Raw genomic sequence first — 13,469 nt, forward strand, 5'->3', positions numbered from 1 at the left:
CAAAGATCTCGCCGAGGCGGCCCGGCCACCTCGGCGAGATTTCGCTGAGTTGATCGTTCCGAACGTCCAGAACGGTCAGTCACACTCATTCAATTCGGTTGGGCGTGCCCGGCCGTCTCACTCATCCTGGAACCGGGAGACGTCCCCGGCTCCGACGCGAGCCACCTCGGGGTACCGTCCGGTGAAGTCGATGACCGAGGTCGGCACGACTCCGGGGACACCGGACTCGATGACGATATCGAGGTCATTGCCGAGCTGGTCCATGACATCCTCGGCGTGAGTCAGCGGATCCTCATCGCCGGGCAGCAGCAGCGTCGAGGACAGGATCGGCTCCCCCATCGCCTCGACGAGGGCGAGGGCCGTGACGTTCTGCGGAATCCGAGCGCCGACCGAATGCTTCTTCGGGTGCATCATCCGGCGCGGGACTTCCTTCGTCGCCTTCATGATGAACGTGTACGGCCCCGGCGTCATCGATTTGATGGCTCGGAAATCGGAATTGTCGACGATGACGAACTGACCCAGCTGAGCGAAGTCATGGCACATCAGCGTGAAATGGTGCTTCGAACCGAGATGCCGGATGCGGGTGATCCGTTCGATGCCTTCTTTGTTGTCCAATGCGCAGCCGAGGGCATAACAGGAATCAGTCGGATAGGCGATCAGGCCACCGTTCCTGAGTGACTCAGCGGCCTTCTCGATCAGTCGGTCCTGCGGGTTCTCCGGATGGATATTCAGTAGTGTCGCCATACTTCATGCTAACCACTCTGCCGCCACAGTGCGAGGGGTTGACGGACAAGTGCCCGGCAATGCGAAAACGGTGGGCTCTTCGAGCCGAAACCTTTCGGCGGCGTCGGGCCGGTCCGTCAGATTCCCAGACCGAGCAAGAGGTATTGATCAGTCCGCCGTCACTGGCTTCTTCAGGCCCTTGACCAATTCGGCTCGGCCGGTGCGCGGATCGGAGGCGAGAAGGATATTCACCCACCTGGCTCTGGGATCCGCGTCGACCAGCAGAGCCTTGATGAGCAGTGTCGCCGGCAGTGCGAGCAGAGCGCCGAGCCAGCCGAGGATCCACACCCAGAACAGCAGTGACAGGAAGGAGATCAGCGGGGTCACCCCCACCGACTCACCTGTGAACTTCGGCTGGATGATCGCCTGGATGACGAAGTTGAGCACACTGTAGGCGATGACCACCCACAGAGCCGACTGCCAGCCGCTGTCGACCAGTGCCAGCAGGGCCGGTGGGACGAGGCCGATGACGAAGCCGATGTTCGGGATGTAGTTCGTCAGGAATGCGAGCACTCCCCACACCCAGATGAGCGGGACGTCGATGATCGCCAAGGCGATGACATCGAGGAATGCGACGATGAGGCCGAAGACCGTGGCGACCACCCAGTAGCGGCGGACGCCACTGGCGAAGTCGCCGATCGACGCCGTCAGCGAGGGCTTCACATCGAGCAGCATCGCCATCCGCTTGTCGATGCCCATCGAGTCCATCGCCACGAAGAACACCGCCATGATCACCGTGGTCAGCAGGCCCGCAACCGACGACAGGTTCGTCAGCAGCGGATAGACGGCGTCGAGGACGGAGCGGACGTCGAAAGCCGAGAGCTGCTGCTGGATCACCGAGGATGTCACCCCGATGTCCGACAGCAGCGCCAGAGTGCTCTGGTAGGTGGCCACGAGTTCATTGCTGTAGCTGGGGATGAGGATGACGAGCTCGGCGACGGACCATGCCGTGAGGCCGAAGAAAGCGAAGATCATGCACAGCACGAGCACGACCGAGATGCACGCCCCGATCGCCCGCGGCACCTTGATCCGAGTGAGCAGCCTCTGCACCGGGTAGACGACGATATAGAAGTTGAGCGCGAGGAACACCGGAGCCACGATGTCCTGGAGTCCGCGGAAGAACATCAGCGCGTACGCCAGGCCCGCCAGCGTCACCGCGATCATCAGCGCCCGTGCCGGCGGCCGCGCATGCCAGGGCCGTGCCTCGCCCGCTGCGTCGGAGGCGGCGTATCCGACCTTCCCTGACGCAGAGTCAGCGTGTAAAGACTCCGAGTCCGCCACAGGGCCCGTGTGCCCGGACGTCGAACCGGCTAACGGTGTTGAGGACGGTGCAGGCTCGGCCGGGCGCGCGGCATCGCCGGCTGATCCGACCGCACCGTCAGCGGCGCCCGACGCCTGCGCCCGCTCGTCCTCGTTCATTCAGCGTCCCCGACGCTTTTCGCGAATGCGCATCGACACCTCGATGGGAGTGCCCTTGAAGCCGAAGGTCTCACGCAGGCGACGGATGATGAACCGGCGGTAACCGGGATCGAGGAAGCCGGTGGTGAAGAGCACGAACTTCGGCGGACGCGACTGCGCCTGAGTGCCGAAGAGGATGCGCGGCTGCTTACCGCCGCGCACCGGGTGCGGGTTGGCCGCGACCAGCTCACCGAGGAACGCATTGAGTCGTCCCGTCGGAATACGGGTGTCCCAGCCTTCGAGAGCGGTCTCCATCGCCGGTACGAGCTTCTCCGCATGGCGGCCGGTCTTCGCCGAGATGTTCACGCGCGGTGCCCATGCCACATGGCCGAGATCCCGTTCGATCTCCCGCTCCAGATAGAAGCGACGTTCGTCATCGAGCAGATCCCACTTGTTGAACGCCAGCACCACGGCACGTCCCGCCTCGACGGCGGTCGTGACGATGCGGACGTCCTGCTCGCTCAGGGGATCCTGGACCTCCATGAGGACGAGAGCCACCTCGGCGCGTTCGAGCGCGGTCTGCGTGCGCAGCGCTGCATAGAAGTCGGCACCGCTGGCCTGATGAGCGCGACGGCGGATACCGGCAGTGTCGACGAAGCGCCACTGCTTACCGCCGAGCTCGATGAGCTCGTCAACCGGGTCACGAGTGGTGCCCGCGACATTGTCGACGAGCACCCGGTCGGAACCGATGAGCTGGTTGAGCAGGGACGACTTGCCGACGTTCGGACGGCCGACGAGGGCCACACGACGCGGTCCGCCCTCCTCGACGCGGGTGTCGACGGCCGAGACCTCCGGCAGGATCGTGAGCACTTCGTCGAGCAGGTCGGCGACTCCCCGACCGTGCAGAGCCGAGACGGTCCACGGCTGGCCGAGGCCCAGGCCCCAGAGTTCGGCGGCCATGAGCTCGCCGCGCTCGTCGTCAACCTTGTTCGCGGCGAGGAGGACCGGCTTCTTCTTCCGGCGCAGCATCTTCACGACCATCTCATCGGTCGAGGTCGGGCCGGTCGTGGCATCGACGACGAGGAGCACGGCATCGGCCATGTCCACGGCGACCTCGGACTGGATCGCGATGCGCGAGGCCATGCCCTTGGAGTCCTGGTCCCAACCGCCGGTGTCGACGAGGGTGAATTCCTTCGTGTTCCATTCCGCCCGGTAGCTCACGCGGTCACGGGTGACGCCCGGAACGTCCTCGACGACGGCTTCGCGGCGGCCGAGGATGCGGTTGACCAGAGTCGACTTGCCGACGTTGGGGCGACCGACGACGGCCAGCACCGGTGCGGCACCGAGCGTTTCATCGTCGTCGTCATCGAAGCCGTAGGCGCGCAGCAGCGCACGGTCCTCGTCTTCGAGCTCATAGCTTTCGAGTCCGGCCTCGAGCGCGGTCGCCCGCTGCTCGGCCTCCTCGTCGCTGATGCTCTCGACACGATCGACGAGGTCTTCGTCGGGTGTCTCGTGGAATTCGGATTCGCTCATTGTGAGTCCTTCACCAGCTGCAGCACCGTCTCGACCACCTGGTCGAAGTCGATGTCACTGGTATCGAGTGTGAACACTCCGTCGGCGGCCTCTAAGAAGCTCGTCGTGGCGGAGTCCTTGGCGTCACGGCCCGTGACGAGGTCTTGGGTGGCGGCGATCGCCTCGGCGTCGGCATTGCCGTGCACTTCCTTGGCCCGGCGGGCCACGCGGACCTCATCGCGGGCGGTCATGAGGATGCGCACATCGGCATCGGGGGCCACCACTGTGGTGATGTCCCGGCCCTCGACGACGATGCCCTCGGGTGCGGCGGCGATATAGGCTCGCTGCATCTCGATGAGCTCCTCGCGGGCGTCGATGACACCGGAGACCGTCTGCACGTTCGCCGAGACGTCCTCACCGCGGATGTCCTCGGTGACGTCGATGTCGTCGACGGAGACGAAGAATTCGTCGGGGCTGAGCGAGATCTCCAGATCCGCTCCGCGCACCTGCTCGAGCACGTCGACGGGGTCGGTGACTCCGCGGTTGAGGCACAGCCACGCCATCGCCCGGTACATCGCACCGGTGTCCAGGTACTGGTACCCCAGTCGCCGCGCCACCTCCTTGGCGGTGCTCGACTTGCCCACTCCGGACGGTCCGTCAATGGCTACGACGCTCATGCAGTTCCTTCTTTCTCGATGGCGGACTCGGGGATCTGCCATCCCTTCGACAGCAATCCGATCTCCAGCTCCTGCTGGATGGCCGGGACCACGGACACGTCGACCATGCCCAGTTTCCGACCGGAGGCGTGATCCATCCGGAAGTCCTCGACATTGACGCCGAGGTCGCCGATGTCCTTGAACAGCCGGGCCAGCATTCCGGGCGTATCCGGAACCAGGATCGTGACAACAGCATAGGTGGTCGGCGGCTGTCCGTGCTTGCCGGGAATCCGGTCGTGTCCCTCGTTGCCCAAAGCGATCGCCTTGGCGAGCAGCCCCGTCGACCCGGGTCCGAGTTCGAGTGCGCCGATGACCTCGTCGAGCTCGGTGCGCAGATCGATGAGCACGGAACGGACCTCCTCGGCGTTTCCGGTCAGGATCTGCGTCCACAGACCCGGGTCCGAGGCGGCGATGCGCGTGACGTCGCGCAGTCCCTGCCCGGCCAGCGAGATCTCCTCCAGAGGCGCATGCCGCAGCTGAGAGGCGACGAGGGAGGACACGATCTGCGGCACATGCGAGACCTTCGCGACCGCGGCATCGTGGATGCGCGGATCCAGGTGGAGCACCGAAGCACCGGTGTCCTCGGCCATGGCGATGACCTCGCCGAGGCGGTCGGCCGGGGTCTGCTCATCCGAGCAGATCACCCAGGGCCGGGCCGTGAACAGATCCGACTGGGCTGCGATCGCCCCGGACTTCTCGCGTCCGGCCATCGGATGGCAGCCGATATAGCGATCGAGCTGAGGTTCCGTGACCAATTCGCGCACCGCCTCGAGGAGGCGGGTCTTCACGCTGGCGACGTCGGTGACCGTAGCGTTCGGGTAGTCCTCGAGCGCCGAGGCGATGACCCGTGCGGCGACGTCGGGCGGGGTGGCCACGACGACGATGTCCGGGAGCGCGGCAGGCGATGCCGCGTCGGCGGCGACGGTCGGGTCGGCCGCCTCGGCGAGGTCTTCGGGAGGATTGACGACCTGACCGGCGCCGAGATCCGCGGCGAGCTGCTGCGCGGTCGGTGAAGTGTCTTCGAGGGTCACCTGATGGCCCTTCGCGCTCAGCGCCAACCCCAGGCTGGCACCGAGCAGGCCGGTGCCGATGATGTGGACTCTCACAGACCGACGGCCTCGAACAGTGCACCTACCTCATCGGAGCGCAGCGGGCGGATCTTGCCCTGCTTCTGCTCGTCGAGGACGATCGGTCCGAACTTCAGCCGCACGAGCCGCTCCACCGGGTGGCCGATCTCGGCGAGGAGGCGGCGCACGATGCGGTTGCGGCCGGAATGGAGGGTGAGTTCGACGACGGACTTGCCCGGAGTCGAATCGACGAGCTTGAAGTCGTCGACCTTGACGAACCCGTCTTCGAGGTCGATTCCGGCCTTGAGGATGGCACCGGCATCCTTCGCCAGCTGTCCCTTGACCTTCGCGAGGTAGGTCTTCGGGATCTCGTAGCGCGGGTGGGCCAGGCGGTTGCTAAGCTCCCCGTCGTTGGTGAGCAGGATGATGCCCTCGGTCTCGGTGTCGAGACGGCCGACGTGGAAGAGGCGCTCATTGTTGTTGCGCACATAGTCGGCCAGGCAGGGTCGGCCCTCGGGGTCGCTCATGGTCGATACGACTCCCGCTGGCTTGTTGAGCACGAGGTAGACCTTCTTGGTCTGTGTCGAAATTCTCACTGTGTCCACGTACACGGACTGTGTTTCGGGGTCGATCCGGGTGCCCAGTTCGGTGACGATGGACCCGTCGACCTCGACGCGGCCATCGGCGATGAGCTGCTCACAGGCACGGCGTGATCCCAGTCCCGCCTCGGCGAGCACCTTCTGCAGCCGCACACCCCCGCTGACGTGGGCGTCTGATGTCTGGCCGGCTCCCGAACCGCCCTTGTTGGAGGCCTGATTCGCCGTCGCTGCGCGCTGTTTTCGGCTGGGTCGGTTCTGGCGCCCGCCGGGGGCGCGGTGATCACGGTAGGGACTCATACATCCATTCTCTCAAATCAATCAGCGACTCGTGACATCTCGGCGGCCGAATCGGAGTCATCGTCGAGATCGTCGTCGAGGGCGCCGTCGATCTCGGCGAGCACTTCGGTGTCTTCGGCGCCGAGTTCGGCGACGTCGGCGTCTTCAGGCAGGTAGGGGGCGATATCGGGCAGGTCGTCGATCGCGTTCATGCCCATCGTGTCGAGGAACGTACGCGTGGTGGCGTAGAGCAGCGCCGAGGTGGACGCTTCCTTGCCTGCTTCGACGATGAGTCCGCGCAGCAGCAGGGTGCGGATGACGCCGTCGACGCTGACGCCGCGGATGGCTGCGATGCGGGGCCGGGAGATCGGCTGCCGGTAGGCGATGACTGCCAGAGTCTCGAGCGCAGCTTGGGAGAGCTTCGCGCTCTGCCCGGCCGTGAGGAAGTCCTTGACCACCTCGTGATAGTCGCCGCGGGAGAAGATGCGGAAGCCGCCGGCGACATGGCGGATCTCGAACCCGCGCTGCCGGTGGTGCTCGTCCCCGTCGTAGTCGGCTTTGAGCGTCTGGATCGCTTCGAGGACGGTGTCCTCGTCGAGGCCGAGGGAGCCCGCGAGGTCTTCGGCAGTCACCGCCGAATCGGCGACCATGAGCACGGCTTCGATGCCGGCGAGGATCTCGTCATCGATCATGATTGTTCCCCTTCTGCTTCGTCTCCGCTCCAGTCGCCTTCGGTGCGCAGGTCGACTCCGTCTTCGTTCATCTCGGTGCGGTGGATGAGCAGCCGTCCCAGAGGTTCGGGCTGGTCGAAGTCGCAGAGGCCGACCTTGAACAGTTCGAGCAGGGCGAGGAACCTCGCCACGACGACCAGGGTGTTCTCGGCTGTTTCGAGCAGATCCTGGAAGTCGACGTCTCCGGCGCGCAGCAGGGACAGGATGTGCCCGCGCTGCTCGGACACGCTCACGAGCGGCAGGTGGATATGGTCGACGGCGACGCTCGGCGGGGTGTGGTCGCGTTGGAGCACGGTGGCGAAGATTCCGGCGAGCTCACCGGGACCGATGTTCAGCTCCAGCGGCGGCAGCACGTCCTGGAACTCCGGCTCGAGGTCGACATCGCGTGGGGCCCGGATCGAGCCGGCGGCCATCGCTTCGGCCAGGTACCCGGACACGGACTTGTACGCCTTGTACTGCAGCAGCCGGGCGAAGAGGAGGTCACGGGCCTCGAGCAGTTCGAGGTCGAGGACCTCTTCACCGTCTTCGTGGGGCAGCAGCCGTGCGGTCTTGAGGTCGAGCAGGGTCGCGGCGACGAGGAGGAACTGGGAGATCTCGGCGAGATTCGCCTGATCCTTCAGCTCTGTAGTGTAGGCGATGAACTCGTCCGTCACCTCGGCGAGGGCGATCTCTGTGACGTCGAGGCGTCGTTTCGAGATCAGTCCGAGCAGCAGGTCGAAGGGGCCGGTGAAGTTGTCCAACCGCACCTGGAATCCCTGTGCGGAGTCATTCTCGGAAGCCGTGTCATCGCCGGGCGCTGCGCCATCGCCGGACACGATGTCAGTGCCGGATTCAGCGCCATCGCCCGAGGCGACGCCACCGCTTGAGGCAGATGCCGCTTCCTCCACGTCTGTTACGGAGTCGCTCAGGGTGCGCCTCCGCGGGCGATGAGCTCCCGGGCGAGTCGGCGGTAGGCTTCGGAGCCGGCGTGCTTCGGGGCGAAGCTCGTGATCGGTTCGGCGGCCACGGAGGCGTCGGGGAACTTCACGGTGCGGTTGATGACGGTCTCGAAGACCTTGTCGCCGAAGGCTTCGGTGACTCGCGACATGACTTCCTTCGAGTGCAGGGTCCGCGAGTCGAACATCGTGGCGAGGATTCCGTCGACCTCGAGTGAGGGGTTGAGCCGGTCCTGGACCTTCTCGATGGTCTCGACGAGCAGGGCGACGCCGCGCAGAGCGAAGAACTCGGTCTCGAGCGGGATGACGACACCATGGGCGGCGGTCAGAGCATTGACGGTGAGCAGTCCCAGCGAGGGCTGGCAGTCGATGAGGATGACGTCGTATTCGTCGGCGACCTTCGACAGGGCACGGGCGAGCACCTGCTCGCGGGCGACCTCGCCGACGAGCTGGACTTCGGCGGCGGAGAGGTCGATATTGGCCGGCAGGATGTCGATGTTGTCGAAGTCCGTTTCGACGATGACCTCGTGCGGGTCCAATCGCGGGTTCATCAGCAGGTTGTAGATGCTGATGTCGAGCTCATAGGGGTTGAGTCCCAGTCCGACGGACAGTGCGCCCTGCGGGTCGAAGTCGACGAGCAGCATCTTGCGGCCGTAGGCGGCCAGAGCCGCACCGAGGTTGATCGACGAGGTCGTCTTGCCGACCCCGCCCTTCTGGTTGACCATCGCGATGATGCGGGCGGGTCCGTGCGAAGCCAGGGGTGCCGGCTCCGGGAAGTCCTGGGGCTCGCTTGCGGTCCGCTGCTGGGGGATCTCCAACGCCTCTTGCGTATTCATCTCTCGAATGGCCACCTTTCGTTGCTCTACGTCCAACCCTACCGCGCTCGGGGGTGCGAGGTCGCGTACACTTCCCGCAGTGTCTCCTCGGAGACTTTCGTATAGATCTGCGTCGTCGTCACCGAGGCATGGCCGAGCAGCTCCTGGACGACGCGGATGTCCGCACCGCCTTCGAGCAGATGCGTGGCGAATGAGTGGCGGAAGGTGTGCGGAGACACCTCGGCGTCGATCTTCGCCGCCTCTCCGGCGTCCTTGACGATCTGCCACGCCGAGACTCGGGAGAGCCGGGTTCCGCGTGCATTGAGGAACAGTGCCCCGGCCGGGGCCGAGGATCTCGCCTTCGCCGCCATCGACGGACGCACCCGTGACACCCACGCTCCCAGGGCGCGCGCGGCGTGGGATCCGAAGGGCACGATCCGCTCCTTCCCGCCCTTTCCGTAGAGCCGGACGAGCCCTGAGTCGAGGTCGAGATCGTCGAGGTCGACGCCCACGGCCTCGGAGATGCGTGCACCTGTGGCGTAGAGGAGTTCGAGTAGGGCCGCGGCCCGGATCTGCACGGGTTCGTCGCCGTCGGTGGTGGCGATCATCGATTCGATCTCGTCGAGCGCCAGTGCCTTGGGCAGTCGCAGTCCTTCCTGCGGTGGGCTGACCTCGGAGGCCGGGTCAGTGGGCGCGAGGTTCTCCCCCAGGGCGAAGGTATGGAATCGTCGCACCGCGACGAGTGCGCGGGCCCGACTCCGCGGTGCCAGTCCCGAATCGAGCAGGTGAAGCGCAAAGTTCTCCACCTTCTGTCGATCGACATCGCCGAGGCGGCTCACCCCGTCCTCGGTCAGCCAGGTTCCGTACCGGGCGAGGTCACGAGCATAGGCGTCGATCGAGTTCATCGACAGTCCGCGTTCGAACCGCAGGGAGGCGAGATAGGACTCGAAGGCGCGCCGCAGGTCTCCGGGCAGGTTCTCCGGCAGGAGTTCGGCGCCGTGCCGAGCCACAGGGTCTCAGTCCTCGCTCGAACCGATGGTCTCGACCTGAGCACCACGGCCGAATTCGGGGCGGCCGTCGACGAGTCGCCTCGGCGCATCGACGGGACGGAACTCCACCGGTGCTCCTGCAGCTTCGGCGCGCAGCACCCGGTCGACCTGGAAGATCGCGAGCTGGGCGATCGCGTTGGTGATCCGTCCATCGATCACGGCCGCGAGTGCTTCGTCGATGCCGACCCAGGCGTAACGGAATCCTGCCTCTTCTTCGCCGCGTTCGTGACGGTCGGCTTCGGGAACAGAGGAGAGTCCGCGTGCCAGGTAGAGACGCATCGTCTCGGAGCTGCCGCCCGGGGTCAGGCAGGAGTCGCTGAGGACGTCCCAGTGGTCGGCCGTGAGGTCGGCTTCCTCGACGAGTTCCCTCTTCGCCGCTTCGAGCGGGTCCTCTCCGGGAACGTCGAGCAGACCGGCCGGGACCTCCCACAGCCTCGCTCGGACGGGATGCCGGTATTGCTGGGCCAGGAGGATCCGCTGCTGGTCGTCGACGACGGCCACGCCGACGGCACCGGTGTGCGCCATGAGATCGCGGACGAGCCCGGACGCCTCGGGCAGGTCGAAGGTCTCTCTGCGGATATCCCACACTGCGCCTTCGTAGACGACCTCGGAGGAGGTGATCGGCGGGATCACCGGATCGTCCTGCAGGATCTCATCGTGCTGGGTGCTCATCGGCTGCCTCCCGAAACTCGACGGTGGTGGAACGGCGAATGCCGCCGGCGCTCTGGCCGACGGCATTCGCTGTGAAGATGGACAACGGTCACTGACGCTCGAGAGCGGCGGCGACCAGACCCGCGAACAGCGGATGAGGTGAGGTCGGACGCGACTTCAGCTCGGGGTGCGCCTGAGTGGAGACGTAGAACGGGTGCTGCTCGTGCGGCAGTTCGACGAATTCGACGAGCTCACCGTTCGGTGAGGTTCCGGAGAACTCGAGCCCCGCCTCGGCGAGCTGATCCCGGTAGGTGTTGTTGACCTCGTAGCGGTGACGGTGACGCTCACTGATCGTCGTGTCCCCGTACACGCCGGCCACGACGCTGCCTTCGGTGAGTTTGGCTTCGTAGGTGCCCAGACGCATGGTGCCACCCAGGTCGCCTTCGCCTTCGACGATCGAGAGCTGCTCGGCCATGGTCGCGATGACCGGAACCGTGGTCTCGGGGTCGAATTCGGACGACGAGGCCGCCTCGATGCCGGCGACGTTGCGTGCGTATTCGATGACCATGCACTGCAGACCCAGGCACAGGCCGAGGGTCGGAATGCCGTTGGTGCGGGTGTATTCGAGTGCGCCGAGCTTGCCTTCGATGCCGCGGATGCCGAAGCCTCCGGGCACGCAGATCGCGTCGAGGCCGGACAGTGCCGACGCGGCTCCGGCTTCGGTGGAGCAGTCATCGGACTGGATCCACTTGATCTTGACCTTCGCATCGTTGGCGAAGCCGCCGTGGCGCAGCGCCTCGGTGACGGAGAGGTAGGCATCGGGCAGGTCGATGTACTTGCCGACGATGCCGATGGTGACTTCCCGGGACGGGTTGTGCACGCGTTCGAGTACCCAATCCCACTTCGTCCAGTCGACGTCGCGGAACGGCAGGTTGAGGTTGCGGATGACGAACACGTCGAGGCCGCCGTCGTGGAGGACCTTCGGAATGTCGTAGATGCTCGGGGCGTCGACGCAGGACACGACAGCTTCGGTCTCGACGTCGCAGGCGCCGGCGATCTTCGCGCGGATCGAATCCGGCAGCTCGCGGTCGGAGCGGAGCACGATCGCATCGGGCTGGATGCCGATGGAGCGCAGGGTGGCCACCGAGTGCTGGGTCGGCTTCGTCTTCAGCTCTCCGGAGGGCCCGAGGTAGGGCACGAGAGAGACGTGGATGAAGAACACGTTGTCCCGGCCGATGTCGTGACGGACCTGGCGGGCCGCCTCGAGGAAAGGCTGGGATTCGATATCGCCGACGGTGCCGCCGATCTCGGTGATGATGACGTCGGGGCGGTCCGCCTCGGGGCGTTCGGCCTGGGCACGCATCCGCGCCTTGATCTCATCGGTGATGTGCGGGATGACCTGGACGGTGTCGCCGAGGTACGCACCGCGGCGTTCTTTCGCGATCACCGAGGAGTAGATCTGTCCGGTGGTCACATTCGCTGCGCCGTCGAGGTCGTTGTCGAGGAAGCGCTCGTAGTGGCCGATGTCGAGGTCGGTCTCGGCACCATCCTCGGTGACGAAGACTTCGCCGTGCTGGAAGGGGTTCATCGTGCCGGGATCCACGTTGAGGTAGGGATCCAGCTTCTGCATGGCCACGGTGAGGCCGCGCTGAGTGAGCAGATGGCCGAGGCTCGATGCCGTCAGACCCTTGCCCAACGAGGAGGCGACGCCTCCCGTGACGAAGATGTGCTTTGCCGTATGTGTGCCGCCTGGGCCAGTTCGATTCACCACGGGATTTGATTCTATCAAAGTCCGGCTCACGAATCCGAGACGGCGTCGACCTCGGCGTACAGGTCGAGCAGCGTCTCGGAGATCGCCGCACCGTTGCTCACGTCGATGACCCGCTTCTTTGCTGCCACAGCGGAGGTTCCGCGTCCGGCCGGGTCGTCGAGAAGATGATTGATCTCACGCAGCAGCGCCTCCGTGTCGTCGGCGGGAACGGCCTTCGCGGCCTCTCCCCAGATGCCGGCGCGGCGTTCGCTGCCGATGAAGACCGCGGGCTTCGACAGCTGCATGAGGTCTTCGTGGGACAGTCCCGTCATCGTCTCGCTGGCGATGACGACATCGGCAGCGGCCGCGACATCGACGAGGTCTCCAGCCGGTGCCACAAGGACGCCGCGGTCGGAGAATTCGCGGGAGATCGTCGACCGGTCCTTGCCGGTGCCGGTGAGGACGAAGACGACCTTGCGGTCGCGGCGGCGCTGGTTGATCTGGTCGGCGGCGTCGAGGACCGTCGCCAGGGCAGTGTGGTCACGCAGCGCGATGGGGCTGGCGACCATCCAGGTGCCTTCCGCGAGGCCGAGTTCGCGACGGACCTCGGCGCGCGGGGTGCGGACCGTGAGGTCGGCGTCGATGTCCGGGTGGACGAGTTCGGCGCGTTCGACGACCGGGACGCGGCCGCCGTAGTAGTCGACGACGGGTTCGGTCGTGCCGAGCACTGCGGTGGCCGTGCGGCCGACGATCTCGGCTCCGGTCTTCTCGATGACGTTGGCGGAGTCGAAGGATTCGATGGTGGCGACGACCTTCGGGTGCAGGCGGGCGGGCAGACCGGTGAAGGCCAGTCCGGCGAGCGTCGCCGCATGCAGTCCGTGCGCGTGGACGATGTCCACGTGCTGGTAGTACTTGTGAAGAGTGAAGGCGGAGCCGGGGTCAGCGGTCGTGAGTCGGCGACGGGCGGTGAGTTCGATCTCGCGGAATTCGCCGGCCAATTCCTCAGGGACTCCGAAGGTGCCCAGCAGTGACCGGTGCGCGGCGACGGCGACCTTGAAACCGGCCCGGAGGTGACCGAGCACGGCGAGCTTCGCCACTTCGACGACGGGACCGGTGGTATCGGCGAGCACGTGCAGAATCCTCGTGTCTGCGCTCAGTGGGTTGACCTCGCCGGATTCGCTCATTTC

13 protein-coding genes are annotated in these 13,469 nt (G+C 65.8%); all 13 read right to left on the minus strand.

Annotated features, from left to right (window positions below):
• Positions 1 to 117: 117 nt before the first annotated feature.
• The 13 genes from HK108_RS12335 to HK108_RS12395 all read right to left on the minus strand — a co-directional run bounded on the left by HK108_RS12335 (position 118) and on the right by HK108_RS12395 (position 13,466).
• Entirely contained in the window at positions 118 to 744 is a 627-nt protein-coding gene (locus HK108_RS12335; RefSeq protein ID WP_101546252.1) for an L-threonylcarbamoyladenylate synthase, read from the minus strand.
• Between the two features lie 147 nt (positions 745 to 891).
• Entirely contained in the window at positions 892 to 2,202 is a 1,311-nt protein-coding gene (locus HK108_RS12340; RefSeq protein ID WP_229664123.1) for an AI-2E family transporter, read from the minus strand.
• The gene (gene der / locus HK108_RS12345; protein ID WP_139469735.1) at positions 2,203 to 3,714 is read right to left on the minus strand and encodes a ribosome biogenesis GTPase Der; all 1,512 of its coding nucleotides are present in this window, start codon (positions 3,712 to 3,714) and stop codon (positions 2,203 to 2,205) included.
• A complete protein-coding gene (cmk, locus tag HK108_RS12350) occupies positions 3,711 to 4,370 on the minus strand; it encodes a (d)CMP kinase (protein WP_172170085.1) in 660 nt (219 codons plus the stop codon). Before cmk ends, der begins: the two co-directional genes overlap by 4 nt.
• Positions 4,367 to 5,515 carry a prephenate dehydrogenase gene (locus tag HK108_RS12355; protein ID WP_181271741.1) on the minus strand — a complete coding sequence of 383 codons (1,149 nt, stop codon included), beginning with the start codon at positions 5,513 to 5,515 and terminating at the stop codon, positions 4,367 to 4,369. The genes cmk and HK108_RS12355 overlap by 4 nt, the downstream gene beginning before the upstream one ends.
• On the minus strand, positions 5,512 to 6,372 hold the full coding sequence (locus HK108_RS12360; protein ID WP_139908276.1) for a pseudouridine synthase: 861 nt from the start codon (positions 6,370 to 6,372) through the stop codon (positions 5,512 to 5,514). The genes HK108_RS12355 and HK108_RS12360 overlap by 4 nt, the downstream gene beginning before the upstream one ends.
• A 17-nt stretch (positions 6,373 to 6,389) precedes the next feature.
• On the minus strand, positions 6,390 to 7,043 hold the full coding sequence (gene scpB, locus HK108_RS12365) for an SMC-Scp complex subunit ScpB (RefSeq protein ID WP_181271742.1): 654 nt from the start codon (positions 7,041 to 7,043) through the stop codon (positions 6,390 to 6,392).
• Positions 7,040 to 7,897, minus strand: a complete 858-nt coding sequence (locus tag HK108_RS12370; RefSeq protein ID WP_229664124.1) for a segregation and condensation protein A — start codon at positions 7,895 to 7,897, stop codon at positions 7,040 to 7,042. The genes scpB and HK108_RS12370 overlap by 4 nt, the downstream gene beginning before the upstream one ends.
• 89 nt (positions 7,898 to 7,986) lie before the next feature.
• Complete coding sequence (locus HK108_RS12375) at positions 7,987 to 8,853, minus strand: ParA family protein (protein ID WP_181271743.1); 867 nt, start codon at positions 8,851 to 8,853, stop codon at positions 7,987 to 7,989.
• A 38-nt stretch (positions 8,854 to 8,891) separates the two neighbouring features.
• Positions 8,892 to 9,842: a site-specific tyrosine recombinase XerD gene (gene xerD, locus HK108_RS12380; RefSeq protein WP_181271744.1), complete on the minus strand. Its 951-nt coding sequence runs from the start codon at positions 9,840 to 9,842 to the stop codon at positions 8,892 to 8,894.
• 6 nt (positions 9,843 to 9,848) lie between these two features.
• On the minus strand, positions 9,849 to 10,553 hold the full coding sequence (locus tag HK108_RS12385; protein WP_181271745.1) for an NUDIX domain-containing protein: 705 nt from the start codon (positions 10,551 to 10,553) through the stop codon (positions 9,849 to 9,851).
• 88 nt (positions 10,554 to 10,641) lie between these two features.
• Positions 10,642 to 12,321 (minus strand): CTP synthase, encoded by a 1,680-nt coding sequence (gene pyrG, locus HK108_RS12390; RefSeq protein ID WP_219922354.1) that lies wholly within the window; start codon positions 12,319 to 12,321, stop codon positions 10,642 to 10,644.
• Positions 12,322 to 12,329: 8 nt separating this feature from the next.
• Complete coding sequence (locus HK108_RS12395) at positions 12,330 to 13,466, minus strand: glycosyltransferase (RefSeq protein WP_172170106.1); 1,137 nt, start codon at positions 13,464 to 13,466, stop codon at positions 12,330 to 12,332.
• Positions 13,467 to 13,469: the final 3 nt, after the last annotated feature.

Source organism: Brevibacterium sediminis (assembly GCF_013623905.1).
Lineage (GTDB): Bacteria > Actinomycetota > Actinomycetes > Actinomycetales > Brevibacteriaceae > Brevibacterium > Brevibacterium sediminis.

Bases quoted from the DNA above. Each gene is read 5' to 3' on its own strand.
- HK108_RS12335 (WP_101546252.1), bottom strand. From the start codon at position 744: ATGGCGACACTACTGAATATCCATCCGGAGAACCCGCAGGACCGACTG.
- scpB (WP_181271742.1), bottom strand. From the start codon at position 7,043: ATGATCGATGACGAGATCCTCGCCGGCATCGAAGCCGTGCTCATGGTC.
- HK108_RS12340 (WP_229664123.1), bottom strand. From the start codon at position 2,202: ATGAACGAGGACGAGCGGGCGCAGGCGTCGGGCGCCGCTGACGGTGCG.
- HK108_RS12395 (WP_172170106.1), bottom strand. From the start codon at position 13,466: ATGAGCGAATCCGGCGAGGTCAACCCACTGAGCGCAGACACGAGGATT.
- HK108_RS12385 (WP_181271745.1), bottom strand. From the start codon at position 10,553: ATGAGCACCCAGCACGATGAGATCCTGCAGGACGATCCGGTGATCCCG.
- HK108_RS12360 (WP_139908276.1), bottom strand. From the start codon at position 6,372: ATGAGTCCCTACCGTGATCACCGCGCCCCCGGCGGGCGCCAGAACCGA.
- cmk (WP_172170085.1), bottom strand. From the start codon at position 4,370: ATGAGCGTCGTAGCCATTGACGGACCGTCCGGAGTGGGCAAGTCGAGC.
- HK108_RS12375 (WP_181271743.1), bottom strand. From the start codon at position 8,853: ATGAATACGCAAGAGGCGTTGGAGATCCCCCAGCAGCGGACCGCAAGC.
- der (WP_139469735.1), bottom strand. From the start codon at position 3,714: ATGAGCGAATCCGAATTCCACGAGACACCCGACGAAGACCTCGTCGAT.